Consider the following 24,523-nt stretch of genomic DNA (forward strand, 5'->3'; position numbering starts at 1 on the left):
TCGCACTTCGGCGGTCGCCGCTGTGTTTCGGCTTCCAGGCGTCCGCGCTGTGGGCTGCGTGCTTCGCGTCTGGCTAACGATCGCGATGTTTCTCTGCACAGCGTCGAATGCGGTCGCGAAGCCTCCCGTCGGGCTGAAGATCGAGCCGCTGTCAATTCGCGGGCGATCCGGCGGACCGATCGGTCTGCAGATCAAGCTGGACTACAGCCAGTCGCTGTTGATGGAAGGCGACCTGCTGCTGCGTGTGTATCACGGCACGCCGAATTCCAATCGCCGGCCGTCGGAAGACGATCTGATCTGCACGCTGCGGTACGACGGCATCGTGCTGCAGGGCACCGACTATTTCTTTCGCACCATCCTGCCGCCGATCGAACACGCGTTCTCGGAACAGTACGAGATCGAAGCGTGGTTCGAAACAGACAGTCAGCGCATCCCGCTGTCGTCGGATGTCCGGCAGCTTGACCCTCCAGAACCGCACGATCTGCTGAGCATCGGGGCATTCGAACGCGCGGCCGTGCTGTGTTCGTGTTCCGGTCAGTTGGAACCGCTGCGACTGTCGCCCGCGCGTCGGTTTCTGAACGATGCTCTGTCGCTGGACAACTACAACCCGCTGCCGTCACTGAGAAATGACGGGGACGGCGGCAACCGCAGCGTCGGCGAACGTTCGCGGCGAGTCCAGTGCTTTTCCGCTTTGTGGGATGCTCGCGACCTGCCGGAAGATCCGCTGGCTTTGTGCAGCTTCGACGTTGTGTTGCTGTCCGACGGATCCGTCGGGAGACTCCAGCCGGCTCAGATGGAAGCCCTGAAAACGTGGATTCAGGCCGGAGGAAGTCTGTGTGTGCTGCCCGGCGAAGACCGCATGGACGGACGACATCTGACGTTTCTGCAGGAACTGTTCGAATCAGAAAACGATCCGGGGATCGCACTGAGTCTGACAGACGATGGCGAGTTGCTGGTCATCAGCGACGATGCCGCGCCGATCGTCCTGCGATACGTGGGACTGGGCCGAGTCGCGCTGCTGCCGGACACGGATGACCTGTCGCAGCGGCTGGCGGAACCGGAGCTCGGCCGGCTGGTGGCCCATCTCTGGAAGGCACGGCAGGATTCCAGAATCAGCGACGGACAGAAGTGGACCGTGCAGAGGCTTGACGAAATCCTGCGAGCCAACAATGTTCAGGCGATTCAACAGCAGGACAAATTCTTCCTGGTACCGATTGGTGCCAATTTCAGCGGCAACTTGAACTACAACAATTTTCGTCAATTTGATTCGATGGAAGCCCTCGCCGCCTATTTTTCTGCCAGTGATGAACTCTTCCCGGTCAAAAACCTGCTGGTCGACGCCTGCTCCGAAGCGCTGATGCCATCCGGAGTCAAAATGGTGCCGACATGGGTGATCGCCGCGATTCTGACCGCCTACGTTGTGACGATCGGACCGGTCGATTATCTGGTCCTTGGCTTCTTTCGACTCCGCAAGCTGACGTGGATGCTGTTTCCCGTCGTCACCTTGTTTTACACGCTGCTGACCGTATCGATCGCCAATGCCTACATGGCCAGCGCGGATACCGGCGGTCGCCTGGTCATCACCGACCTGGTCGACGACGGCCGCGCCGTGCGTGAAACCGCCGTGCAACTGCACTTCCACGGTTCGCGCCAGACGGTTGCCACTCCGGAAACAGCGGCGTTTGTTGTACCCACGACGGCACTCGTCAATCAGCAGTCTGCGAATGCCGTTTATGGTCCAAATCCCGCACAGAGCCGCACGACCTCACAATCACCGACTGTGCTCAATTACTCCGGCCGGTTTCCACAATCCTATGCGGCGGAACAGACGTTTCAGCAGTGGACACCAAAGATGACTCGGACGCTGACGTTGACGCCGGACGCTCAGACCGTGCCGCGAATTTCCTGGAACGATGCGTCACTGGTCAGCACGTCTGAAGGCAGGGCGAAGCTGGCCGGAATCCTTTCGGAAGCGAGTATTCCCGGCGGCACACTTCTGGGGGCTGCCGTACTGCATCAGGGGCAGGTGTTTGAAATCGAGGGCCACGCCGGACCGTTTCAAAGTCAGGTCGTCAGCGCCGCTCGACAGAGGCTGGTGCAGTCGGATCAATATGTCTATTACAACCAGGAACTACCGGACGAACACTATCTGGCCGCCGGACTGGTCGATGCTACGTCATGCACTCAGGCGGAATTCTTTAGTGTTGTTTCGCAGGTCTCACCGCACGGTTCCGGCACCCTGGAAGATCTGCCGATCCAGGACGCGTCCGACCCCGGTCAGTGGGTGCTGATGATACTTGTAAAAACGGATCAGGGTTACCACGCGTATCGAAAACTGTATGTCGCTGAGGAATAGTGCAGCGTTGAGAAATCGTGCAGCGTTGCACCAGCCGTCGTCGATGGCGCACGGCAAGCGAGCCCGGGCTTCATTGGCCGCCGGGGTCCGTATCAAACAGAAAGATCTTCTATGGCAGTTCCCGCCGTTCTGATCAGAGATCTGCGAATCAACTACGGTCGGTTTGAAGCCGTCAAAGGGATTTCGCTGGATATTCCCAAAGGCGAAGTGTTTGGCTTTATCGGACCAAACGGCGCTGGGAAGTCATCCACGATTCGCGTCCTGGCGACGCTGCAGCCGAAGTTTCGGGGAATGGCACTTGTCTGCGGTCTGGACGTCCGCAGTGAACCGCAGCAGGTTCGCGAGAAAATCGGCTACATGCCGGACTTCTTCGGTGTCTACGAAGACCTGACGGCGCTCGAATATCTGTATTTCTTTGCGGCGGCCTACAAGCTTCCGCAGAAAAAACGGAAGGGTATCGTCGACGACGTGTTGGCGCTGACGGACCTTTCTCACAAGGCGGACTCACCCGTCGACGGCCTGTCCCGCGGCATGAAGCAGCGGCTGGCTCTGGCTCGCGTGCTGCTGCACGACCCCGAATTGCTGCTGCTGGACGAACCGGCCAGCGGCCTGGACCCGCGGGCGCGGATCGAAGTCCGTGAACTTCTCAAAGCGCTGAAGGAAATGGGAAAGACGATTCTGATCAGCAGCCACATCCTGCACGAACTCAGCCAGTTGTGTACCCGCATCGGGATTATTGAAACCGGGCACCTGGTCGCTCAGGGATCGCTGAATGACATTTTCCGGCAACTGCAGTTAAAGCGAGTCATTCATGTCCGGTTTGAAAACCCGGCGGACGATCTGGAAGCCAGGATTCGCAGAATTCACGGAGTCGATTCCGTCGAACGCCAGGTGGACCGGTTTGCCATTCGTCTGCACGAAGATCAGACGTCAGTGGCGGACCTGCACCAGGCACTGGTGGAAGAAAAGGCACGCGTCGTCATGTACCAGCCGGAAGCCATGGACATGGAAACCGCGTTTATGAAACTTACGGAAGGAAAGACGGCCTGATGGCTCTGCGGATACCGGAACTGCCGCTGCTGCGCCGTGAGCTGATTGAGCTTGCGAACCGCAAGCGCACGTACGTCGTGCGTGTCGTGGGCGCTGTCGTGCTGCTGTTTATGGTGTTTACCGCGTATTCCGTCGCGGTCACGGAATGGGTCAGCAATTCCGGACTCTTCGGGGTCAGCGGCAGTAACCGGTACTTCGGAATCGGCGGTCCGGTATTCGTGCGGATCGTGCCTCTGTTGTTCTACGCGATTCAACTTCTGCTGCCGGCGCTGTGCTGTGCTTCGATCACAATGGAGAAGGAACGGAACACGATCGGGACACTGTTCCTGACGCGCCTGTCGCCGTGGACGATCGTCTTTGAAAAGATGCTCAGCCGCATCATTCCGATGCTGACCATTCTGCTGCTGGCGGCTCCCGTCCTGGCGTATGTGTATTCTCTCGGCGGCGTTGACACTGAGTTGCTGATCGCGACTTTCTGGCTGCTGACCTGCGAATGCCTGCTGTTCGCCAGCATCGCGATGATGTGTTCGTCGTTCTTCGCGACAACGGTATCCGCATTTATCTGGTCGTACTCGCTGATCGCGGTGCTCGGCCTGCTGTCTGCCTCCATGGGGCTGATCACGTTTGTGCCGTCCGTCATCTGGCAACAGATGAGTGTCCAGGGCATGCAGGCCATGTTGTGGCAGCGTTCCGGCGGACCGCTGGGATTGTTCCCGCCGGCGGGTGGCGCCGTCGGGGGTTCGTCGATTCCGGCACTCGCCTTCGTGCTGCTGCGCAGTTCGCTTCCATCGCTGATCGTTACAGCAATTTGTCTCAGCATGGCGCGATCGTTCCTGATTCGCCGGGCGTTCGTGTCGACATCGTCGGTATTGCTGCGAGTCTTCAAGTCGGTTGACCGATTCTTCACGCGGCTGAATGACGCGACCACGGGCGGCATCGAGATCATTCCGGATTCCAGCCCGCTGCCGGTAAACGATCCGGTGGCCTGGCGCGAGCGAAACAAGAAGTCGCTGGGAAAAGCCCGGTACCTGTTCCGAATTCTGCTGTGCCTTGAAGGCCCGACGCTGTTTATTTGCACGGCCGCCGCCAGTACGTCAGCCCGCAGCGCGTTTGAAGGGCTGTATTATCTGCATGCCATCCTGTGGGCTCTGGCCGCGATGATCACGTCCGTCAAAGCGGCGACGCTGTTTTCGTCGGAACGGGCCAGAGAAACGCTGGAACCGCTGCTGGCCACTCCCCTGACATCCGTGGAACTGCTGCGTCAGAAAGTCGCCGGAATGAAGCGGCTGCTGATTGTCATCGCACTGCCGATTCTGACCGTCAACTTCACGCAGGTTCTGCTGCGCGTCAACCTGGACCCGGCGACGCTGCGATCTCCGCTGATTCTGGCACACCCGCTGGTCTACTTCCTGCTGAGCATCATGGCAGTCTGGATCCTGCTGTACCTGACAACCTGGCTGTGCGCCGGTATCGGACTGCGGATTCAGTCGCAGACGAAAGCCGTGCTGGTCGCGGTGGCCGTGATGGCTCTGTGGAGCGTGCTGCCGATTGCCGTCGGTCCGATCTTTCCCTTTCTCCGGGAACTTCTGTTGTTCCTCAGTCCGGCAAGCTGCATCTATCTGCTGGAAATCTACCTGATGCGCGGTTCGCTGTTCACAACGCCCGTGCTTTATGGGCGCGAAACCGGGCTGCTGGATAGCCTGCCGATGATCATTCCGGTTGTCATCTGTCTGTCCTACTATGCCGGTGTCGCGCTGGGACTGCGGTTCCTGGTTCGACGCGGAGCACCCAGGCTGCTGAATCGACTTGAAAGTCCGAAAACCGTTGCCAGCCCCGCGTGGCGGCAGGACGTCATCGAAGGAAACGCGATGCCGGTGGCCGAGGGATCATGATGCGAACGAACCCACAATCCGGATCGAACGAGCCGCGCGACGTGATTCGTCGGATGATCGCCGCAGTGCTTGCGACGCTGTTCGGGTTCATTCCCGCGACCGCGCTCGCTCAGTCGGACGGCGCGAAGCTGAAGATCGTCGAAAGCATCTGGGGGTTTGACGGGCGAGTCCAGCCGGGACATTTCAATCCGGTTTCGCTGCTGATCGACAACGCCGGAGACGAACCGGTGGACGCCACGGCGTCCTTCGTCGAAACGCAGGGACTGCTGGATGATTCCGGCGGAAAGCAACTGCAGCAGGTCTATATCGCCGCGAACTCGCGCCGCTGGGTCCAGTTCTATCCCTACATCGCCAACGTGTATCAGACCGACTGGCGACTGCGGGTCGGCCGGCATTCCTTTGACACTCTGCAGCAGCCGCGCGCGGCGTTCCGAACGGATCTGGACTCCGAAGACCAGGCGCCTCAGGCTGTGATCTTCGACCGGCCGGACTATCAGTCAAACCAGCCGACGACGGTGAAACACTTTCCGGAACACATCTTCCCGCCGTACAGCACCGTTACGTTCGGGCTGCACACCGTGTTTCTGGACCACGTGCCGGACTGGGAACTGCCCCGGCAACAGGCATTCATGTCGTGGCTGAAGCTGGGCGGGCGAGTCCATGTTCTGAAGGACCAGCGGGGAGACTTCCCGCAGTTTTCCGGAGAACTCGCGGAACTCAGCCAGCCGTTCGACAGCTTTCGAGTCGGCAGCGGCCAGGTCACTCGCCACGACGTGCAGCGATCGGAGTTGTCTGCCGACATCGTCAACACGGCACTTTCCGTCCGCACAAGTCGCACCGAACAGGAAGAGCTGGACAAGACGATTGACGAGCAGTCGCAGAACCAGTTCGGAAACTTTCAGGACGCGGTGACGACGCCGGCTTACCTGGACGAGGAGATCTTCCGGTCCATGCGCCGCATGACACAGCCGGAACATTCCTGGCCGCTTATCTTCCTGCTGGCCGTGCTGTATATCGGCTCCATCTTTCCCGGCTGCTGGATCTTGTCTCAGAAGAAGCAGATTCATTTCCTGGCGACGTACGGTGCGATCGCGGGACTGTCGCTGGTCTTCAGCCTGCTGTTCCTGCTGATCGGACGCCGCGGCTATGGCGAATCGACGACGCTGCACACGCTGGCCGTTGCTCACATGGAAGACGACACTCACGCCAGCCTGTTTCAATGGAACACGCTGTTCGTCACGGACGGCGACACGTACACCGCCGGAGGACCCGATCAGGAATCCGTGTACGCCACAGCTTCCGGAGAACGAGCCGTCAGCGCGGGGATCGTCGCCGGAAACGCGGGCGGGATGGAAATGAGAATTCCGCCGTTCAGCGCTCAGACGTTTCTCAGCCGCCGCCGCGTGACCGTGCCATCGTTGGTGTTTCAGATCAATGACGTGGAACTGACTCAATCCGGTCTGAAATCGCTGATGATCAGCGCCGGAGAAAACTTTGCGCCGGCCGATGGCACGGTGTTTCGAGCCATCGCGGGAGCACGCGTGTATCGACTGGCATGGAACAGCGACACTCGCACAATCAATCACGTCGGAGCGATCAGTCGCCTGAGCCAGTTCACGCAGCACCGTTATGAAGACACCTTCACGTTCGGTCCATTCGGCCCCGCAGCCGACGTCGACGACGATCGAACGGAAGAACAGCGTTTCTACGACGAAGCGCTGCCGGATCTGGTTCGCCGCAGTCTGCTGGACGAAATCGAATACGACCCGACAAGGTTCGAACTGCCTGCTGACCGCATTCGTCTGCTGGTGTATTCGCCGATCCCGGAAACCCTGCAGGTTCCCACCAGCGTCGAAGCTCGCGAGACCGGCTGGGTGTTGTTTGTGAAGGATTTGTTTGTTGAAGGGAAATAGGTTTCCGTGTTCGGCTGCCGGCTCCGGACAAAAAAAACGCTGTTACTGATTTTGCCGGGCTGTGAACGATCGGCACGAAGTTCCACGTTATTGCCGAACCGCCGGACAGAAGCTCAGATCTCAAGCCTCAAATCCGAAGTCTCAAATCTGCACACAACCATGCCCGAATCCGTCACACCAGCCACCGTCCCGGCGATTTCCGTCAGCGAACTGTCGCACGCTTTCAAGGGCCATCAGGCACTGAATCAGGTGTCGTTCGCCGTCATGCCGCGGACGGTGCATGGGTTCGTCGGACCGAACGGCGCCGGCAAGACGACGACACTGAAAGTCATCTGCACCTTGCTGAAACCGAACTGGGGGGAAGTCCAGGTCTTCGGCCGCAGTGTGCGATCGGAAGCCGTTCAGGTCCGTCAGAGAATCGGGTTCATGCCCGACCACTTCAGCATGTACCGCCAGATGACCGTGTTCGAATATCTGGATTTCTTCGCGGCCGCCTACGGGCTGAATCTGGCTCAGCGGGATCAGGTCATTGACGACGTGCTGACTCTGACGGACATGGACGGCCGCCGCGACGACCTGATCAGCGGACTTTCGCGCGGAATGCAGCAGCGAGTCAGTCTGGCGCGCGTGCTGGTTCACGACCCCGACCTGCTGCTGCTGGATGAACCGGCCAGCGGCCTGGACCCGCGGGCTCGCATTGAACTGATGGAGATCCTTCGCGAACTGAGGCGCATGGGAAAGACGATCTTCATCAGTTCGCACATCCTGAGTGAACTGGCCGAACTGTGCGACAGCGTCACCATCATCGATCGCGGCCAGATCCGATTCAGCGGCCCGATGGATGCTCTGCTGGACGCCGACGATTCGCTTCCCACGTATCACCTGAAGCTGGGAGAATCGCCGGACAATGTCGTCGGACTGCTGGAAGGCCTTTCAACCATTTCTTCGGTCGAAACTCCGGAAGGCAGCCGTCCGAATGAGTACGTGCTTCAACTGGATCATTCCGTGTCGCCGAACGAACTGCTGCAGTCGCTGATCACGCTGAATCTTCCGATTCTGTCGTTCAGCCAGCGGCGCAAGCATCTGAATCAGGCGTTCATGGATCTGACGACTCGCGGGGTACCCTCGTGATCAGCGGCACAACGACTCTGTTCAACTGGTCGCTGAAGGCCGACGTCAAAAGTGTCTATCCTCACATTGTTCGCGCCGGCTTTGCGGTCTTCATGCTGCTGTCGATTTCGATGGCGTATGCGGGATCACTGACCGGCACCGGTCCCGGCCTGCGGTTCTTTCAGTCGATCTGCTTCCTGAACGTGCTGCTGATTTCCGTTTCCGGGATCAGTTATTTTGTGTCCGCCGTCACGGAAGAAAAGGACGCCGGAACACTGTCACTGCTGCGACTGGCCGGTGTGACTCCGCTCGCGATCGTGCTCAGCAAGTCCACGTCGCGCCTGATTGCGGCGCTGATGCTGCTGCTGATCCAACTGCCGTTTACGTTTCTGGCCATCACACTCGGCGGAGTCCTGCGGGAACAGATTATCGCCGCGTACCTGGCACTGGCGGCCTGGATGTGCCTGGTGGCCAACATGGCTCTGTTCTGTTCTGTTCGCTGCCACACTTCCGGGCGAGCCGCGTCGCTGGCAACGACCGTGCTGATTCTGTTTTTTCTGGCGGGCCCGATTCTTCGAGCCGTCATCGGGCTGAAGGGAAACGCATGGATCAACACAGCCGTCGTCGACGTCGGCACATGGCTGCTGAATCATCAGCAGCAGCTTTCCGTCACACGGCGACTGGATGAACTTCTGCAGGCGACGTCGCCATTTCAGATGCTGGACGCTCAGTTCTGGATGAGCCTTACCGGCGGAACAGTTCTGTTTGTGCTCAGCGTGCTGTTCTTCAACCGCGGCAGCCGGCCGGTGGATGACTACGCTCAGGGGAAATCCGCGCGAGTCCGGCGATTCACCGTCGGTCGCTGCTGGAAACTTGCCGTGGTGTGGAAGGACTTTCTGTTCTTCACAGGCGGGCGACCGTTTTTCATCGTCAAACTGATCGCCTACGGAACACTCGTGCTGGGTTTCGTCATCTTCCATCGGATGGAAAACCGGTCGTCCGACTGGTGGATGTCGACGGATCTGGCGTGGATCTGTTTTTTGACGCTGTCCGCGATGCTGACCGTTGAGGTACTGCTGTACTCATCAGGGTCGCTGTTTCAGGAAGTGCGACAATCCACAATTGCCACGCTGACCATGCTGCCGTCCTACACCGGCACCATTCTGCTGCAGAAACTGGCTGCTTGCCTGATTGCCCTGGCACCGGTGGTCGTCTGGCTGGCCGTCGTGTACGTCCTTGCGCGCGGAACAATTGAACGCGAACTGTCCGGCACGATGGTCGTGTGGTACGTGTTCATGCTGGCTCTGTGTTCGCATCTGACCGTTCTGCTTTCGCTGTACACGCGCTGGGCCGCGCTGCCGCTGGCGATTCTGATCACAGCGGCGTCCAACATGTGCTGTCCGATCGTCACGATGGCACTGTTTTCTCTGTCCGACACCGTCGCACGGAGTCACGGCATCAATCTTGGCATCTTCATCGGAGCCGTCCTGAACCTGATCTGGGCCTGGGTCTTCGTGTTGCTGCCCATGGAAGTGGAAATCGTCAACCGCTGGATCAAGCTCAGTCGCGAGTAGGCGCTACTGCCGCAGTTCATTTGAGTGTAGAATGGCATCAATCGGGGTTCCTATTGCTGTTCAATGGCACAACATATGAGTTCATTGCTTGATACTCCGGACATTCGCGAATCGGCTCTGCGACTGGATGTCGACAGGTACCACAGACTGATTCAATTCGGAATTCTCCCTGAAAGCGCGGAGCTGCTGGACGGCTACGTGATTCGAAAGTTGGGTAAGACGCCGCTCCATACCTGGACCGTGCAGTTCCTCGCCGACTGGTTGCGGAAGGCACAGATCCCGGACCATCATGTTCGCGTTGAACAGCCGTTGACAATTGCCGGAGCGGATTCTGAACCGGAACCGGATCTGGCGGTCGTTCACGGTTGTCGTGATGACTATCGCATGGTCCATCCGACAACTGCCATACTGGTCATTGAAGTCGCCATTTCCACAGCAGGAATCGATCGGCAAAAGGCGCGACTGTACGCCAAAGCAGGAATTCCTGAATGCTGGCTCGTGCTGCCGGACGAGCGAAAGGTCGTCATCTACCGGAATCCAAATTCGGAAGCATACGCCGGGAGCCGTGAGGTGCACTCCGGGATGCTCTCGCTCGAAATCAGTAAGAACGTCGTGCTTCCACTTGTCGACCTGTTTCCGGAATAGGACAGACGACTACTCTTCACCGGACCGGGGACATCCGGGCGGGACAGCGGTCGGCACGGTCTGCGAATCGTGGGTTACTTCGCGAACAGCGCTTCGACGAAACCTTCAGCGTCGAACAACTCCAGATCGTCGACCTTTTCCCCGACGCCGATGTATTTCACGGGAATCCCCATTTCCTGACGAATCGCCACGGTAACGCCGCCGCGAGCAGTCCCGTCCAGCTTGGCCAGAATCAGACCCGTACAATGGACGGCTGTGGAGAAGCTTTTCGCCTGACTGAGCCCGTTTTGTCCCGTTGTCGCGTCCAGTACCAGAAGGCTTTCGTGCGGTGCGTCGGGAATGACTTTTCGGATGACTCGCCGGATCTTTTCGAGTTCGTCCATCAGGTTCTTCTGAGTCTGCAGACGACCGGCGGTATCAACGATCAGATAGTCGGCCGCAGTTTCGACGGCCTTTGATGCACCTTCGTAGGCGACCGCGGCCGGGTCAGCTCCACTGTCCTTGCGGACGATTTCGCAGCCCAGCCGCTGACTCCACATAGTTAGTTGTTCGACGGCAGCGGCTCGAAAGGTATCACCGGCAGCCAGCACGACTTTGTTGCCGTCTTGCTGCAGCAGATTGGCGATCTTGGCGATCGATGTCGTCTTTCCCGCGCCGTTGACTCCCGCGACCAGAATGACGGTCGGCCCGGATTCCGCTTTCGCCAGTGGAGAAAGCCGGTTGTTCAAATCCCAGTGCGTTGTTCCGTCGCCGCGCAGCAGAGTAATCAGTTCCGAACGAACGGTCGCCCAGATGGCCTCGACATCAACCGTGCGTCCGCCGTGCTGTTCGCGCAGTTTCGACACGATCTGGTCAGCCGCTTTGACTCCCATATCCGTGCGAATCAGCCGCGCTTCGAATTCTTCCAGCTTGCCGTCATCAAGAATTTCTCCGGCCCGGAACAAGTCGCGCACGTCCGTGCGCAGGATGTCTTTTGTCTTCTTCAGGCCGGATTTCAGTCGATCGAACAGTCCCATCGGGTTCCTTTAGTGTCGGTATGTTGTCGCTGTCGAGCCGCTGCGAAGAAATCAGGGTAACACATCCTGCGTCCGGCCGGTTGTGCGGTACAGCCGTCGGAAACGTGCCTTATGGGTTCTGGCACCACGACGCCAACCTCTGTTGGTTCTGTGCAATTCCCGCCCTCTTTCCTGCCGCCGCAATGCAGGGCGTGGTACCCGAGTTTCTGTCAGCTCATGAACCACACAGCTCCTGAAACCTGCCCCACGCTTCGTCCCATGCGGCGGAGTCCTTCGGAGTGTATTCGCCGATCGTTTCACTGCGCCGGACAACTTCGCGAATTTCCGACAGCGAAGAAACGTCCCCCGCCGCACGAGCCTGCAGCAGAACATTGCCCAGAGCCGTCGCTTCCACCGGACCTGCCACGACAGGGCGACCGCACGCATCCGCCGTGAACTGATTCAGAAGCTGGTTCTGAGTTCCTCCGCCAACGATGTGAATCACCTTCACGCGAGTTTCCGTCAGCTCTTCCAGCCAGCCCAGCACCATTCGATATTTCAGCGCCAGACTTTCCAGCGCACACCGCACGAACTGTCCGGCGGTTTCCGGAACCGGCTGATTCGTGCGGCGGCATTCGGCGGCGATGGCTTCCGTCATGTCGGGAGGACCAAGAAACTCGGCTCGATCCGGATCAACCAGCGATCGAAACGGCGCTGCTTCGGTGGCCAGGCGGATCAATTCGGAATACTCGATGTCCCTGCCTTTCGCGGCGAATGCCACTTTGCAGCGCTGCACCAGCCACAGTCCCATGATGTTTTTCAGCAGACGATACGTGCCGTCGACGCCGCCTTCGTTGGTGACGTTTCGCTGCAGGGCCTTGTTGGTCAGGATGGCGTCCTGGATTTCGACGCCCATCAGCGACCAGGTGCCGCTGCTGATGTAGGCCCAGTCGGCCGAGCCGGTGTGAGTTGTCGGCACAGCGGCCACGGCGGCACCGGTGTCGTGAGTCGCCGGCGCCACGACGTTCAGTTTGCCGAGTCCCGTGAATTCCGCGACGTGATTGCGAAGCGTTCCCAGGTTGGCTCCCGGCGAAACAATTTCCGGAAACATGTCCGTCGGGATTTCGAACTTCCGCAGCATGTCGAACGCCCAGTCGCGAGTCTTCGCGTTCAGCATCTGCGTGGTTGTGGCGTTGGTGAATTCGACGACGCGGCTGCCGCTCAAACACCAGTGAAAAAAATCCGGCACCATCAGAAACCGCCGGGCCTGAGCAACCAGTTCCGGATCTCGCTCATTCATCGCCAGCAGTTGGTACAGCGAGTTGATCTGCATGAACTGCAAACCGGTTTCGGCAAAGATGTCGGCCCGCGAGACTCGCTGAAACGCCTTTTGAAGCATGCCGTCCGTACGGTGATCGCGGTAATTCCACGGCTGTCCCAGCAATTCGTCGTGCCGATTCATCAGCACAAAGTCCACACCCCACGTGTCGACTCCCACGGAGACCGCCGAACCGCCCAGCTTCGACGCCGCTTCGCGAAGTCCGTTCTGAATCTCCGTCCACAGACTGATCAGGTTCCAACGCAGCGTGCCTCCCAGATTCACCGGCCCGTTCGGAAACCGATGAAACTGCTGCAGGGCAATCTTCTGTCCGTCAAAGCGGCCGGCCATCACGCGGCCGCTTTCGGCTCCCAGATCGACCGCCAGAAATGTTTTCTCCGCCATTACTCCTGACCTCTGCTATCACACAGCAAACGCGAGCGAAGGATGATAGCGACGTGTCGCGCCAGCGCAAATGAACGGACAATCGCCTGTCAGCGGACGTCGCTGTTGAGAAACCATTCAACCGTCTGCCGCATGGCGTCGTGGAAATCCGCGGACGGGTTGTAGCCCAGCAGGTCGTTCGCCTTTTGAATGTCAAAGTCCAGGTTCAGCGCCAGGAACTTGAACCGGGCACGATTCAGCAGCGGCGCTGATTCTTTTCCCAGCAGCTTCCAGAGGCCTTCCAAGCCGGATGCCAGAACCTTCGCGACGGGAAGCGGAACCACTTTTTTCGGCCGGTTAAAGCCGGCGGCATCGCAAATCGTTTCCATGAATTCCTGTTTGCTGACGGCTCGCGGATCGCGCACGTTGAACACTTCGCCGACGACGTCGTCACGTTCGATGGCCAGCCAGATGGCTTCGCACAGATTGCCGACGAAGGTGTTGTTCATCAGCTTGTCCGTGTTGCCAAGGTAAGCGAATTTTCCGGTGGAGAGCCGTTCCATCAGGCGAGGCAGCACTGTGCGGTCCCGCGGGCCGTAGATAAATCCCGGCCGCAGCACGACAGCCGGAAACTGCCGGTCACGAATTTCGTCGCACACAAGCTGTTCGGATTCGATTTTCGTCAGAGTGTACCCATCGATGCCGGCGGCGTTGGGGGGCGTGGTTTCGTCAGTGCCGTAGTGATCGGTGCCCTCGTAGACGCCCAGCGAACTGATCTGCACCCATCGCTGCAGACTGCCGGACTTCAACGCCGCGTCGACCAGTGATCTCGTACCGGCGACGTTGATCCGGCGATACTCGTCGGTGGGTCCCCAGTCGCCGACTTTCGCCGCGCAGTGGACAACGACGGTGGCTCCTTCGCACGCGGCCTTCAGACTGTCCGCGTCGTCGAGATCTCCCTCAACGATTTCCACGCCCCAGTCTTTCAGTAAGCTCGTGCCGGATCCGCGACGGCACAGGGCGCGAACACGCAGATTTCGCGCGCGAGCCTGTTCGGCCACATGACTGCCAACCAGCCCCGTGGCTCCGGTGACGAGAATGATTTCGTTGTCGGTGAGTTTCACAGGAAGATGCGCCGTACTGGAAGTCCGAAGTCCGGCGTAGTTTAACGGTCGATCACCGGCATGAGCACCCGCTGGGTTCCTTTCTGTGGCGCGTGAGAATCTGTGGCGCGTGAGAAACAGTCGTCTGAACACCACGGTCCGCAGGATGCGACTTCCGCGAAATCGCGATTCGATCTGCTTCGCCGCTTGCCACATGCAGTCGCCGTTTGACCGAAGAGCAGTGGTGCAAGCCGCCGATTTCGATACGCTGTGCGACAAGCATCGCAGGAAGGGCAACCTTCGCGGCATCCACCGCGCGGCGTCGAATGGAGCGCTACGCCGATCGGGACATTTTTGATGCAGGAACTACCGACCGTGATGAAGACATCCGCATTGATTGCGGCCGGCATGCGAGACATGGGCCTGCTGATTTCACTGATTGCCGGCGCGGGTCTGGTGGTGTCTCTGATTCTTTTCGTTGCCTGGCGTTACGAAAAGCAGCGGACGGAATCGTTTCGGCAGGTGGCTGAGCAGCTTGGGCTGCCGTTTTTCCCGACCGGGAATGAAGCCCTGCTGAGCCGCCTGAGTCACCTGCACCTGTTTTCGCAGGGTCGCTCCCGGAAGATTCGCAACATGCTGCACGGCGAAGCCAGGGGACTCGAACTGGCCGTGATGGACTACCAATACACGGTCGGCAGTGGCAAGAACTCGCAGACGCTCAGGCAGGGAGTGATCTACTTCCAGACACCCGCATTGAATCTGACGAAATTCGCCGTGCGGCCGGAGAGCATCCTTCACAGGATCGGCAGCGCCTTCGGCTACCAGGACATTGACTTTGCCACGCATCCGCAGTTTTCAAAGCTGTACCTGCTTCGTGGCGACGATGAGTCGGCGATTCGCCAGTTGTTTACCGACAAAGTGCTGACGTTTTTTCAGAATGAACACAGGATCTGTGCCGAAGGAAGCGGAGACCAGTTGGTCTTTTATCGCCAGGGCAAACGGATCAAACCCGCGGAACTACCGGACTTTATCGATGAAGGATTTCGCGTACTGGCCGTGTTTCGTGACTCCGCTCAGCCGAGCGCCTGATTGCCATGACCACCGACCGCATCTATTCACAACCGCTGTCACGCATCGGGCAATTCGAATTTGACGATCAGGTGGCCAGCGTGTTTCCCGACATGATCGCTCGGTCGGTACCGGGCTACGCGTCCATCCTGGCGATGATTGAACAGTTCGCCGCGAAGTACGCCGTGCCCGGTACCGACATCTATGATCTGGGATGTTCACTGGGTGCCGCGACGTTCGCCATGAGACGCGGCGCACCGGCGGACTGCACAATTCACGCCGTGGACAGTTCGGCCGCGATGATGGCCCGACTGCGCGACGCACTGGATCGCGTGCCGGACAGCGGCTGTGCCGTTGAGCTGCACGAATCTGATATCCGCGATGTGCAGATTCGCAACGCTTCCCTGGTTGTGCTGAACCTGACGCTGCAGTTTCTGCCGCCGTCGCAACGCCAGCCGCTGCTTCAAAAAGCCGTCGATGGAATGCGACCAGGCGCCGCTCTGGTGCTGTCGGAAAAGATCTGCTTCGACGATCCCGCTGAACAGCAACTGATGACTGGACTGCATCACGAATTCAAACGGGCTCACGGCTACAGCGACCTGGAGATCGCTCAAAAGCGAACCGCCATCGAAAACCGGCTGATCCCGGAAACTCTGCAGACCCACATCCTTCGGCTGCACGCGGTGGGGTTGCAAACAGCGATGCTCTGGTTTCAGTGCCTGAACTTCGCATCAATCGTCGCCGTAAAATGAAACCCCGGCGAAATTTCAAATCTGAATTCTGAAATCTGACAACTGACAACTCCCTCACGTGCCCCCGTTTTTCAGCGAATGCAGCAGCTTCGCGTCGGCGGGGGTGATCTGGTGTTCGGCTCCCAGCTCGGTCAGTTCGTGAGCCAGTTGGCGGGCCGCCTGGGACTGCCCGGCCGCCTGCAGAGCTTTCGCTTCATACAGCCATGACGTCAGCAGACGTTCGTCGCGGGGAATTGACGAAAAGATCTGCAGCGCGGTTTGCGGATCACCGGTCAGAGCCAGCACCAGTCCCTGCACGTCGCGGATCTGCGGATCGGATGGCGCGATCCGTGACGCAGTCGACGAATACTCCAGTGCTTTCGACAGGTCTCGACGGCTGACGGCCAGAATCCATGCCGCCCGACTGAAGGCTGCCGCGTTTCGTCGATCGTGCTGAATCAGTTGTTCCAGAACGGCCCCGGCGGATTCGTAGTCTTCGAACAGAATCTGCGATTCCGCGTACGCCATCCGCAGCACGACGCTGGCGGGATCGTTGTTGATCAGCCGCAGCAGATCCTGCTGAGCCACCGATCTGACCGCCGCCCGATCCTGACCGCGGCGAAGACATTCCAGCCAACTGAACGCGCGAATGTTGGCATTCGCCGAAACGGGAGACTGCTGCAACACCTGAGCCGCGCGGCGAGCCGACTGCTGTTCGGCCAGAAACCCGACGTAGGCCGGAAGCTGATTTGTGTCCCGCGTCACCAGTTGCTGATAGGCGTTTTCCGCAACGGCCAGAAGTTCGGCCGTGTATTGTCCGCGTCCGTTTCGACCGGCGGACCTGGCAAGACCAGACGTCACTTCGGCGACAATCTTCAGCCGTTTGCCTTCCGAAAGCTGCCGACCGGCGGACGGCGACCTCAGTTGATTCAACCAGATTGTGACGGCCTGCGGTTCTCGGCGAGCCATCAGCAGAGCCAGCAGTCCGCCCTGAGCTGACTCGTCGGCCGCATCATTCTGAACGGTCATTTCGATCTGTCGCTGCAGCGCTGGCGCCTTGACCAGCAGCACGCTGTCCCATGCCTGAGCCAGCTTCGCGTCGCCGGGATGCTGATGGACCGCGCGTTCCAGGTGATCCAGTGCTCGCGACGGAGCACCCTTCGCGAACAGCAGATCGGTCTGCAGCAAAGCCCGCTGCACGTCATCCTGGACGGCGGGACTGGTGTCGCTCAGCAGTTGTTCGACTTCCGACCAGTCGCGGCGGCCGGCTGGCTGAGACAGGTTGGATTCAATCAGCAGATTCGCCAGAAACGCGGGTACTCCGGGAACATCCATCAGCCGCCGGTATTCGATGATGGCCCGAGCCGGCTGGTCCTGCTGCAGGAACGCCGTCGCCATTCCCAGGCGACCACTGACCGACTGAGGATTCGATCTCAGCAACAGCCGGTACGATTCGCGAGCCGCGACGGACTTGCCGGACTGCTGCTGACACAGCGCCAGACACGTGGATGCCCGCGACCTGACGTCATCGTTCTGGCCCGCCAGGCTGATGGCCAGACCGAACGCTTCGGCCGCCGCATCCCACTGTTGTTCGGCCATCAACACGCGGCCCAGCAGAAACTGTCGGCGAGCGCGCGACAGCGCTCGTTCCGGCAGACCGGCATAGACTCTGCGAGCACGTTCGGTCTGATGGCGGCTGACCAGAAAATCGACCAGCAGTTCGTGCAGTCGATATTCCCGCGGACTGCGGCGAATTCCGTCTTCCAGAGTCGCGATGGCAGCATCATTCTGATCGGCAAGCCATTGTGCCGATGCCAGTAACAGCCGCAGCGCCGTCGATTCCGGTTGTGCCACCACCTGCTGCTGAAAATGCTGCAGCAGCCGCGCGGATTCGAACCGAGCGGAAGATGACTCGGCGGACATCTGCCGGTACGCCTGCAGCAGCATCGTGTTGAACGAAATGTCGCCGGGCCGTGACTTCAGCGCCTGCCACAAATCGACGCTCGCATGTTCCGGACGCTGCTGCTGCATCAGCCATGACGCGCGGATGAACCGGGACTTCGCCGAATCGCAGGTCGCCACCATCTGATTTAGCAGAGCTTCGGCGCGATTCGGGTCGGGCATGCGGCCGCCGGCGTTGCTGGAAACAACATTCGCCAGGTGTTCGAAACACTCGGGCGCCGGATTCGGAAGACCGATCGCTCTCTCAAAGTGCGCCGCGGCGGTGTCGAGATCTTCGAGACTCTCCGCCACCAGTCCGCTGTAGTACCAGACTTCGGAAACGTCGGGCGTACGGGATCGAAGTTCCTGCAGGTGAGCCGCCGCGTCCGAAAAACGATCCAGTCGAACAGCAGTCCGGACCTGCCGCAGCCGCAGGTCATCGTCATCCCGGCGCGCCAGCAGCATTTGTTCGTTCATCCGAAACGCACGCTGCAGAGATTCGTCGGTGGTATGTTCCTGCAGCAGCTCGCTCACCAGCCGCTGCACATCGGCGTCACCGCCGCGGAGAGCCAGGTACTGATCCAGAAACTCAAACGCCCGTTCGTGGTCGCCGGCGTCGAGTGCTGCCATTCCTGTTTGTTTCAGATAGTCACACGTCGCGCCAACCTGACGTCCGTGCAGATGACGCACGCCGAAGTGAAACATTGCCAGGACACCCAGCACAATGATCAGAGCTCTGACGTTCAGCGCGCGCCGCGGCGAAGTATGCTTCGAGTTGTCGGATGCATGAGCCATCGATCGATCCGCAGTTCTGTAATCCTGGTTCCGGACGCGTTTACCGGGAAACCGGGACGACTCCCGGCCTTACCGCGCCGCTGACATGAACGCGGGGTTCCGGAACCTCCACAAACAGCCAGTCCAGCAGTTTCAGTTCAAGTAATACGGCTGCCATCGCCACCGGCGGCAGCAGCCAGGCACTCAGCGTGTCATGCACAAAATTCGCTGACGATTCGCCGGACCACTTGTACGCCACGGCCGTTGCGACAACGCGGATCAGGTTCACAATCAGGGCCGTCGGAAGAACACTGAACAGAATCAGCACCTTTTCCCAGGCCTGCCGTCGGCTGGCGACTACCGCAGCAACCGAAACCGCAAGGAACACCATCAGCATTCTCAGCCCGCTGATCGCTTCCGCGACACCAAGCCGCACGTCGCCCATCACAATCGTCCCACCGGACGAAACAGCGGGAATCCCGAACGACTGCACGTAGTAGGTGGCTTCCTGAGCACTCGGAACCTGCAGCGGCGCCGACGTCAGCGTTTCCAGTTGAGTCGGCAGCGGAAACAGGAATGCCGGAAACAACACCGCCGGCCAGACTCCGCAGAAGAATCGCCGTCCCCACACAGCCAGCACAATTCCCGCCGCAGCACACAGAAATGCAGCCTGATCGATGATTTCAATCTGCAGGCGACCGGCCAGAAGGTGCGATGCGACCGCCGCCGCCATCAGCATCACGCCGAAGACGTTCCATTTGGCGGTTCCCGCAAGAATTCTGCCACGTCGCATCCATGCAACAGCGATCGCCATCAGCGGAACAACGAAACCGTGAGCATACTGCGGCTCCGATGCCCAGCGTGCCGCGGCGGAACTGAGCGGACTGCGAAACATCACCAGCGCAGCGACGCTCAGAAGCAACGTCCACGCGGCTCGCACCGGCCAGTCGCGGCAGATCCATTCGGACTGTTCAGTGGAACGGGTCATGAGTCTTTGCTGTGAGTACTGCGAGAATCTGATTGCATTGCCGCCAGCCATGGCGACCACAAAACCGGAACTCAGCCGCTGCGTTCAGAATTCACCGCTATTGCGCAGAACGTGCAGGAACGAAGATCGACCAGGCAACCGAACTGCTGCCGTCGCAACGTCAGCATTCACGACAGCGCCGTTCCCGGGTGTGTTGCTGGAACGCTACACCATGATCACCGTGCGTGGCCGAGCGACAATCAGCGAAGCCCGGTCTTCTGCAGGCTCTGCGGATTGTTTAGCGAAGGCGACAGTTTTGTCGTCGGGCTGCCAAATTGCCGCATCACGATGAATCGATGCGACCGGCAGAATCGGAACCAATTTCAGTGGCCGCGTACGCTCAGCCATGTATGACAGCCGCAATCGTCGGGTCACGCGGCACGCGCATCGCGGGACCAGCTATGTTGTTCTGTCCTGCAGAACTTTCATCGCCGCGTTGTGGCCGGGGATGCCGCTGACCGCACCGCCTCGAACAGCCGACGATCCGCACAGCAGAATGCGGGGATGTTCTGTTTCGACGCCCCACAATCCGGCTTGTTCATCGGATTCCGCAAACGGCCAGGTCAGGTCGCCGTGGAAGATGTTGCCCTGCGGCAGGTGCAGCTTGTTCTGCAGATCGACGGGGCTCATGGCATCGATGCACGGGTCGCCATTCGCGTCGACCGCCAGACAGCTTTCGATCGGTTCTGCCAGAAACTGATTGATGCCGGACAGATACTTCGCCAGCACGTCGCGGCGGACTCGGTCGTTGTCGTCTTCGAAGAGCCGGTAAGGCATGTCGAGTCCAAACAGCGTCAGCGTGTGGGTTCCCTGTCGGTTGAGTTCGTCCGAAAGAATCGAATTGTCAGTGAGAGTGTGGCAGTAGATTTCTCCCGGCGGAGTTTCCGGGACACGTCCGGCGACGCTGTCGGCAAAGCTGGACTGCATCTGCTCGTAACCTTCGTCGATATGAAACGTTCCGGCGAAGGCGGCTTCAGGCGCGCAGTTCGCGGATCGAAGTTTCGGCAGCCGCGACAGCAGCATGTTGATCTTGAAGCCCGCCCCGGCAGGTACGTCACCGGGCGCTTCGTGAACGTTGCCGAGCAGCCGTGCGAGAACATCGGTCGACGCATTGCACAACACGGTATCGGCATCGACATCGCGAACTGTGCCAGCCTGTTCGAACGTGACGGTCGCTCGGTTCGAACCCGGGTCCACACGAACCACAGTGGCCGACGTGACAAACGTGACGCTGCCGGTGCCGGCCGCGATTCGAACCAGTTCATCGACGAGTGCTCCCATGCCGCCGACCGGGACACGCCATTCTCCCGTACCGTTTCCAATGACGTGGTACAGGAAGCAGCGGTTCTGTCTCAATGACGAATCGTGAGGATGCGTCGACAGACCAATCTTTGCGTCCGTAAACACCAGCCCGCGAATCAGGTCATCGGACAGCAGGCGTTCGATGACGTTGCCAAGCGGCTCTTCGACGAAAGCCTGCCACGCCGCCTGGCCGGCGCTCGACAACCGTCGGCGCATCTGAGAACGAGTCACCAGCGGCTGTGTCAGACTCGGCCAGACCACACTCGCGAGTTGCTGCTGCAGGCGCTGCAGTTCCTGAAACTCGTCATAGTCGCGATCGCTGCCGGTCAGAGTTCGAAATGCGTCGCGATTCGCGCCCGGATCATTGTTACGAATCAGCACCTCGCGAAAGCAGCCATTCGCCAGTGACGGAGTGTACGATGCCGTCCCGCGAGACCGCAGCCGCAGGTTCAGCCCGAGATCGTCGACGATCTTCTTTGGAAACAGACTGACCAGATAGGCGTACGCGGACAGCCGGGCGTCGATTCCGGCGAAGAGTCGTTTCGACTGAGTCGCCCCGCCCAATTCTGCATTTCGTTCCAGCACCAGCACTGACTGACCGGCCTTCGCAAGGTAGCAGGCCGCGACCAGTCCGTTATGCCCGCCGCCAATCACGGCGACGTCATAGCGGGAATTGATCGAGACAGCACCTGGCATCGGGGAAAAGTCGGTGAGAAGCTGGCTGGTCGAAACGGCGATCGGCAGGATCCCGCCTTCCGGTGGTTGCGGAAAAGACGATACTCCCGGCAGCGCGATTGAGGGTATCGTCGGGAACGGCTTGGGATCAAATCCGCTGAAGCTGTGGTGGCCTATTCAAACAGGTCGTGGACAGGCAGCGAGAATCCCGGCAGCAGCTCCGGAGCGGCCAGTTCTCGCACCGATCGCAGATGAAACTCACCGTCTTCCAATCGGCAGACAGCCCCGGTCTCGCGCGTCGGATCAATCAGCCAAACGACGGATGCTCCTGACCGCAGCCACTGTTCCGCCTTCTGATGAACCTCCGTCGACGTGTCACCGGGTGAGACGACTTCGACCGCCAGGTCCGGAGCGCCAGGAAAATATCCCGACGGGATTCTGCCACTGACTCGACCGATTCTGACGAACGCAGCATCGGGCGCGCGAACCGTATCGGGATCACTTTCAATCACGAATCCGGTCTCAGCACCGAAAACGTGGCCGAGTTTTCGATCGAGCACAAAGTTCCCCAAAATTCTGCCAACACTGGCGGCCACCCAGCCATGCCGACTGCCTGCAGGGCTCATCAGTTTCACCTCACCTCGAATCAGCTCACAGCGCTGGCGCGAATGATTCGCCAGAAGCTCGCTGGCAGTCACTAATTTCGCTGTAACGGACATCAGATAACCTGAGTTTCGAAATACTCCACAAGCGGCCGGGAAAGGTGCCTGGCGGCTCATGACACGCAGAATCCCGGAATACATCGATCGACGCCGCGACCGGAATGAAAACGACTGACGGCATCTTACCGCCGCGCCGCCGTTGAGTCATTCCGAAACGTTGCGATCGATGTGGTACCCGCTTCACCGCCCGGCAGGCGCGTCCTTTGCCTCGATCTGTCGGACGGGGCCGGCATCGCAATCATCACGCCGAGTTGGTGTCGGTCTGTCAAGGTTGTGGCCGGACGTCAGGCCGGCACGCTATCATGCGTTCCATGAAGCCCTGGTCCACGACAATTCCGATAGCTGACGTCCTTCGCGTGTCCGGGATCGTCAGTTTGCTCATTGCGGGTTGTGGTGAATCCGAAAACCGAACCGCCGGTTCCATTCCGTCGTCCGCCGTTCGCGAAACGATCCGTTACGAAACGACGATCGACGGAGAACCGGAGTCGCAGCGGCAAGCCACACTACGGTCGGTCGCGGAACCTTCACACCACACGGACTCCGGCGACGCTGACGACGCGGACGTTCGGCGACAGGAGCAACGCGATGTCCGTCTGAGTCCACCGGAACAGCGGCTTCGCTTGCCCGACAGTCGGCGTGAAATCAACGAAGCCCGGTTGAGCGAACAGGGGATTCGGGTTTTCCGAGCGAAACGGCTGGTGCTGCTGACCGATCGAGTCGAAGGCGACGGGGCGGGACTGCCGGCGCTGGCGGATGCTCTGTTCGAACGGCTGGAACAGCACTTCGGCCGACTTCCTGAAGCGCCGGACGGTTCTGAGTTCCAGGTGACGGGCCACCTGATTGCGGATGCGGCGCGGTTCGAAGCGGCCGGCCTGATGCCGTCCGACGGGCTGACGTTCAAGCACGGCCGACATCTGAACTACGAGTTCTGGATGCGGGACCAGGTCGATGACTACTATCGGCGGCATTTGCTGCTGCACGAGTTCACTCACTGCTTCATGACGTGCGAATGCGGCATGACCGATACTCCTGATGCCTGGTACATCGAAGGCATGGCTGAATACTTCGCGACGCATTCGCTGATAAGCACTGCGGAGGGCGAAGAGGCCGTAGCTCACTTCGGAGTCATGCCAGCGGTCCACAGCGGATTTGAAGGCTGGGCTCGAATCTTCGAACTGCGGCGCATCTTTGATTCACGGCCCGGTTCTGAGATGAGGACACTGAACATTCCGGCGCTCGATGACGCGCGGCTGCTGTCGGTGCCCGGTGTCGAGGAAGACTCGCGCTACGCCTGGTGGTGGGCGCTGTGCTGGATGATTCACGAGCATCCGTTCTACCGCAAACACCTTGCCGCCGAACTGAAAACGACTCGGCGGCACGCGGACTTTCGCGCGGCCGTGACTCGGTTCGAAGGTGCGTTCCGGAAACGCTGGACGTCGGATTGGCTGCTCTTCGCGGAATCGCTGATTGAAGGTTTCGATACTGACCGATCATTTGCATGGCACGCGGACCGCGAATTGTCAGTCGCTGATGTTTCCGCCAATGAACCGGCGACCGTGACTGTGCGAGCTGATCGCGGCTGGCAGGATTCGGGGGTATCGCTGTCGGCCGGTGAATCGGTTCGCTTGCAGTGCGACGGCGATTTCTTTGTGGCGAATGATCCTCAGCCGTGGCGATCGGAGCCGCAGGGTGTCACGGTTGAATACGTCCACGGCGCGCCGCTGGGGCAGGTCGTGGCAATTCTTGTCTCAGCAGACGGCAGCCGGATTTCCAACAGGGCGGCCATTGCGCGCGACGCTGTCGTGACCGCTCCGTTCGCCAGTCGGCTGTGGCTGCAGATCAACGACAGCGCGGCGTCGCGAGCGGACAATTCGGGAAGTGTCAGCGTTTCCATTTCGCGGGCGCCAGACGGCGTTTGAAACGGTAGATTCTCGTCTGCCGTT

General features: G+C 59.8%; 17 protein-coding genes. 10 read left to right on the forward strand and 7 right to left on the reverse strand.

The window, feature by feature from the left end:
* The first annotated feature begins 85 nt into the window (after positions 1-85).
* The 7 genes from R3C19_12690 (at position 86) to R3C19_12720 (ending at position 10,540) form a co-directional block, all read left to right on the forward strand.
* Positions 86-2,356, forward strand: coding sequence for a hypothetical protein (locus tag R3C19_12690; GenBank protein MEZ6061214.1), 2,271 nt, complete (start codon positions 86-88; stop codon positions 2,354-2,356).
* 111 nt (positions 2,357-2,467) lie between these two features.
* Positions 2,468-3,406: an ABC transporter ATP-binding protein gene (locus tag R3C19_12695; protein MEZ6061215.1), complete on the forward strand. Its 939-nt coding sequence runs from the start codon at positions 2,468-2,470 to the stop codon at positions 3,404-3,406.
* Entirely contained in the window at positions 3,406-5,298 is a 1,893-nt protein-coding gene (locus tag R3C19_12700; GenBank protein MEZ6061216.1) for an ABC transporter permease subunit, read from the forward strand. Before R3C19_12695 ends, R3C19_12700 begins: the two co-directional genes overlap by 1 nt.
* Before the next feature lie 41 nt (positions 5,299-5,339).
* The gene (locus R3C19_12705) at positions 5,340-7,211 is read left to right on the forward strand and encodes a hypothetical protein (GenBank protein ID MEZ6061217.1); all 1,872 of its coding nucleotides are present in this window, start codon (positions 5,340-5,342) and stop codon (positions 7,209-7,211) included.
* Positions 7,212-7,370: 159 nt separating this feature from the next.
* Positions 7,371-8,342, forward strand: coding sequence for an ABC transporter ATP-binding protein (locus R3C19_12710; protein ID MEZ6061218.1), 972 nt, complete (start codon positions 7,371-7,373; stop codon positions 8,340-8,342).
* Positions 8,339-9,895, forward strand: coding sequence for a hypothetical protein (locus R3C19_12715; protein MEZ6061219.1), 1,557 nt, complete (start codon positions 8,339-8,341; stop codon positions 9,893-9,895). The genes R3C19_12710 and R3C19_12715 overlap by 4 nt, the downstream gene beginning before the upstream one ends.
* A 75-nt stretch (positions 9,896-9,970) precedes the next feature.
* Positions 9,971-10,540: a Uma2 family endonuclease gene (locus R3C19_12720; GenBank protein ID MEZ6061220.1), complete on the forward strand. Its 570-nt coding sequence runs from the start codon at positions 9,971-9,973 to the stop codon at positions 10,538-10,540.
* 74 nt (positions 10,541-10,614) lie between these two features.
* Here R3C19_12720 and ftsY read toward each other — a convergent pair whose 3' ends face one another.
* The 3 genes from ftsY to R3C19_12735 all read right to left on the reverse strand — a co-directional run bounded on the left by ftsY (position 10,615) and on the right by R3C19_12735 (position 14,361).
* Entirely contained in the window at positions 10,615-11,556 is a 942-nt protein-coding gene (gene ftsY / locus R3C19_12725) for a signal recognition particle-docking protein FtsY (protein ID MEZ6061221.1), read from the reverse strand.
* A gap of 214 nt (positions 11,557-11,770) precedes the next feature.
* Positions 11,771-13,258 carry a rhamnulokinase gene (gene rhaB, locus R3C19_12730; protein MEZ6061222.1) on the reverse strand — a complete coding sequence of 496 codons (1,488 nt, stop codon included), beginning with the start codon at positions 13,256-13,258 and terminating at the stop codon, positions 11,771-11,773.
* An 89-nt stretch (positions 13,259-13,347) separates the two neighbouring features.
* Positions 13,348-14,361, reverse strand: a complete 1,014-nt coding sequence (locus tag R3C19_12735; GenBank protein ID MEZ6061223.1) for an NAD-dependent epimerase/dehydratase family protein — start codon at positions 14,359-14,361, stop codon at positions 13,348-13,350.
* Positions 14,362-14,718: 357 nt separating this feature from the next.
* Between R3C19_12735 and R3C19_12740 the strand changes: the two genes are divergently transcribed.
* Positions 14,719-15,429 carry a hypothetical protein gene (locus R3C19_12740; protein MEZ6061224.1) on the forward strand — a complete coding sequence of 237 codons (711 nt, stop codon included), beginning with the start codon at positions 14,719-14,721 and terminating at the stop codon, positions 15,427-15,429.
* A gap of 5 nt (positions 15,430-15,434) precedes the next feature.
* Positions 15,435-16,160: a carboxy-S-adenosyl-L-methionine synthase CmoA gene (cmoA, locus tag R3C19_12745; protein MEZ6061225.1), complete on the forward strand. Its 726-nt coding sequence runs from the start codon at positions 15,435-15,437 to the stop codon at positions 16,158-16,160.
* A 54-nt stretch (positions 16,161-16,214) separates the two neighbouring features.
* Here cmoA and R3C19_12750 read toward each other — a convergent pair whose 3' ends face one another.
* From R3C19_12750 to R3C19_12765, 4 genes are all read right to left on the reverse strand, one after another.
* A complete protein-coding gene (locus R3C19_12750) occupies positions 16,215-18,875 on the reverse strand; it encodes a tetratricopeptide repeat protein (GenBank protein ID MEZ6061226.1) in 2,661 nt (886 codons plus the stop codon).
* A gap of 40 nt (positions 18,876-18,915) precedes the next feature.
* Positions 18,916-19,842 carry an exosortase/archaeosortase family protein gene (locus R3C19_12755; GenBank protein ID MEZ6061227.1) on the reverse strand — a complete coding sequence of 309 codons (927 nt, stop codon included), beginning with the start codon at positions 19,840-19,842 and terminating at the stop codon, positions 18,916-18,918.
* A 438-nt stretch (positions 19,843-20,280) separates the two neighbouring features.
* Positions 20,281-21,879, reverse strand: coding sequence for an NAD(P)/FAD-dependent oxidoreductase (locus R3C19_12760; protein ID MEZ6061228.1), 1,599 nt, complete (start codon positions 21,877-21,879; stop codon positions 20,281-20,283).
* A 152-nt stretch (positions 21,880-22,031) separates the two neighbouring features.
* The gene (locus R3C19_12765) at positions 22,032-22,661 is read right to left on the reverse strand and encodes a Uma2 family endonuclease (protein ID MEZ6061229.1); all 630 of its coding nucleotides are present in this window, start codon (positions 22,659-22,661) and stop codon (positions 22,032-22,034) included.
* Positions 22,662-22,891: 230 nt separating this feature from the next.
* Here R3C19_12765 and R3C19_12770 point away from each other — a divergent pair, with 230 nt between their 5' ends.
* Positions 22,892-24,499, forward strand: coding sequence for a hypothetical protein (locus R3C19_12770; protein MEZ6061230.1), 1,608 nt, complete (start codon positions 22,892-22,894; stop codon positions 24,497-24,499).
* Positions 24,500-24,523 lie beyond the last annotated feature (24 nt).

It is taken from the genome of Planctomycetaceae bacterium (assembly GCA_041398785.1).
Taxonomy (GTDB): Bacteria; Planctomycetota; Planctomycetia; order Planctomycetales; family Planctomycetaceae; genus JAWKUA01.

Bases quoted from the DNA above. Each gene is read 5' to 3' on its own strand.
- R3C19_12755 (MEZ6061227.1), bottom strand. From the start codon at position 19,842: ATGACCCGTTCCACTGAACAGTCCGAATGGATCTGCCGCGACTGGCCG.
- R3C19_12695 (MEZ6061215.1), top strand. From the start codon at position 2,468: ATGGCAGTTCCCGCCGTTCTGATCAGAGATCTGCGAATCAACTACGGT.
- R3C19_12700 (MEZ6061216.1), top strand. From the start codon at position 3,406: ATGGCTCTGCGGATACCGGAACTGCCGCTGCTGCGCCGTGAGCTGATT.
- R3C19_12710 (MEZ6061218.1), top strand. From the start codon at position 7,371: ATGCCCGAATCCGTCACACCAGCCACCGTCCCGGCGATTTCCGTCAGC.
- R3C19_12690 (MEZ6061214.1), top strand. From the start codon at position 86: ATGTTTCTCTGCACAGCGTCGAATGCGGTCGCGAAGCCTCCCGTCGGG.
- R3C19_12770 (MEZ6061230.1), top strand. From the start codon at position 22,892: ATGAAGCCCTGGTCCACGACAATTCCGATAGCTGACGTCCTTCGCGTG.
- rhaB (MEZ6061222.1), bottom strand. From the start codon at position 13,258: ATGGCGGAGAAAACATTTCTGGCGGTCGATCTGGGAGCCGAAAGCGGC.
- R3C19_12720 (MEZ6061220.1), top strand. From the start codon at position 9,971: ATGAGTTCATTGCTTGATACTCCGGACATTCGCGAATCGGCTCTGCGA.
- ftsY (MEZ6061221.1), bottom strand. From the start codon at position 11,556: ATGGGACTGTTCGATCGACTGAAATCCGGCCTGAAGAAGACAAAAGAC.
- cmoA (MEZ6061225.1), top strand. From the start codon at position 15,435: ATGACCACCGACCGCATCTATTCACAACCGCTGTCACGCATCGGGCAA.
- R3C19_12765 (MEZ6061229.1), bottom strand. From the start codon at position 22,661: ATGTATTCCGGGATTCTGCGTGTCATGAGCCGCCAGGCACCTTTCCCG.
- R3C19_12760 (MEZ6061228.1), bottom strand. From the start codon at position 21,879: ATGCCAGGTGCTGTCTCGATCAATTCCCGCTATGACGTCGCCGTGATT.
- R3C19_12740 (MEZ6061224.1), top strand. From the start codon at position 14,719: ATGAAGACATCCGCATTGATTGCGGCCGGCATGCGAGACATGGGCCTG.
- R3C19_12750 (MEZ6061226.1), bottom strand. From the start codon at position 18,875: ATGGCTCATGCATCCGACAACTCGAAGCATACTTCGCCGCGGCGCGCG.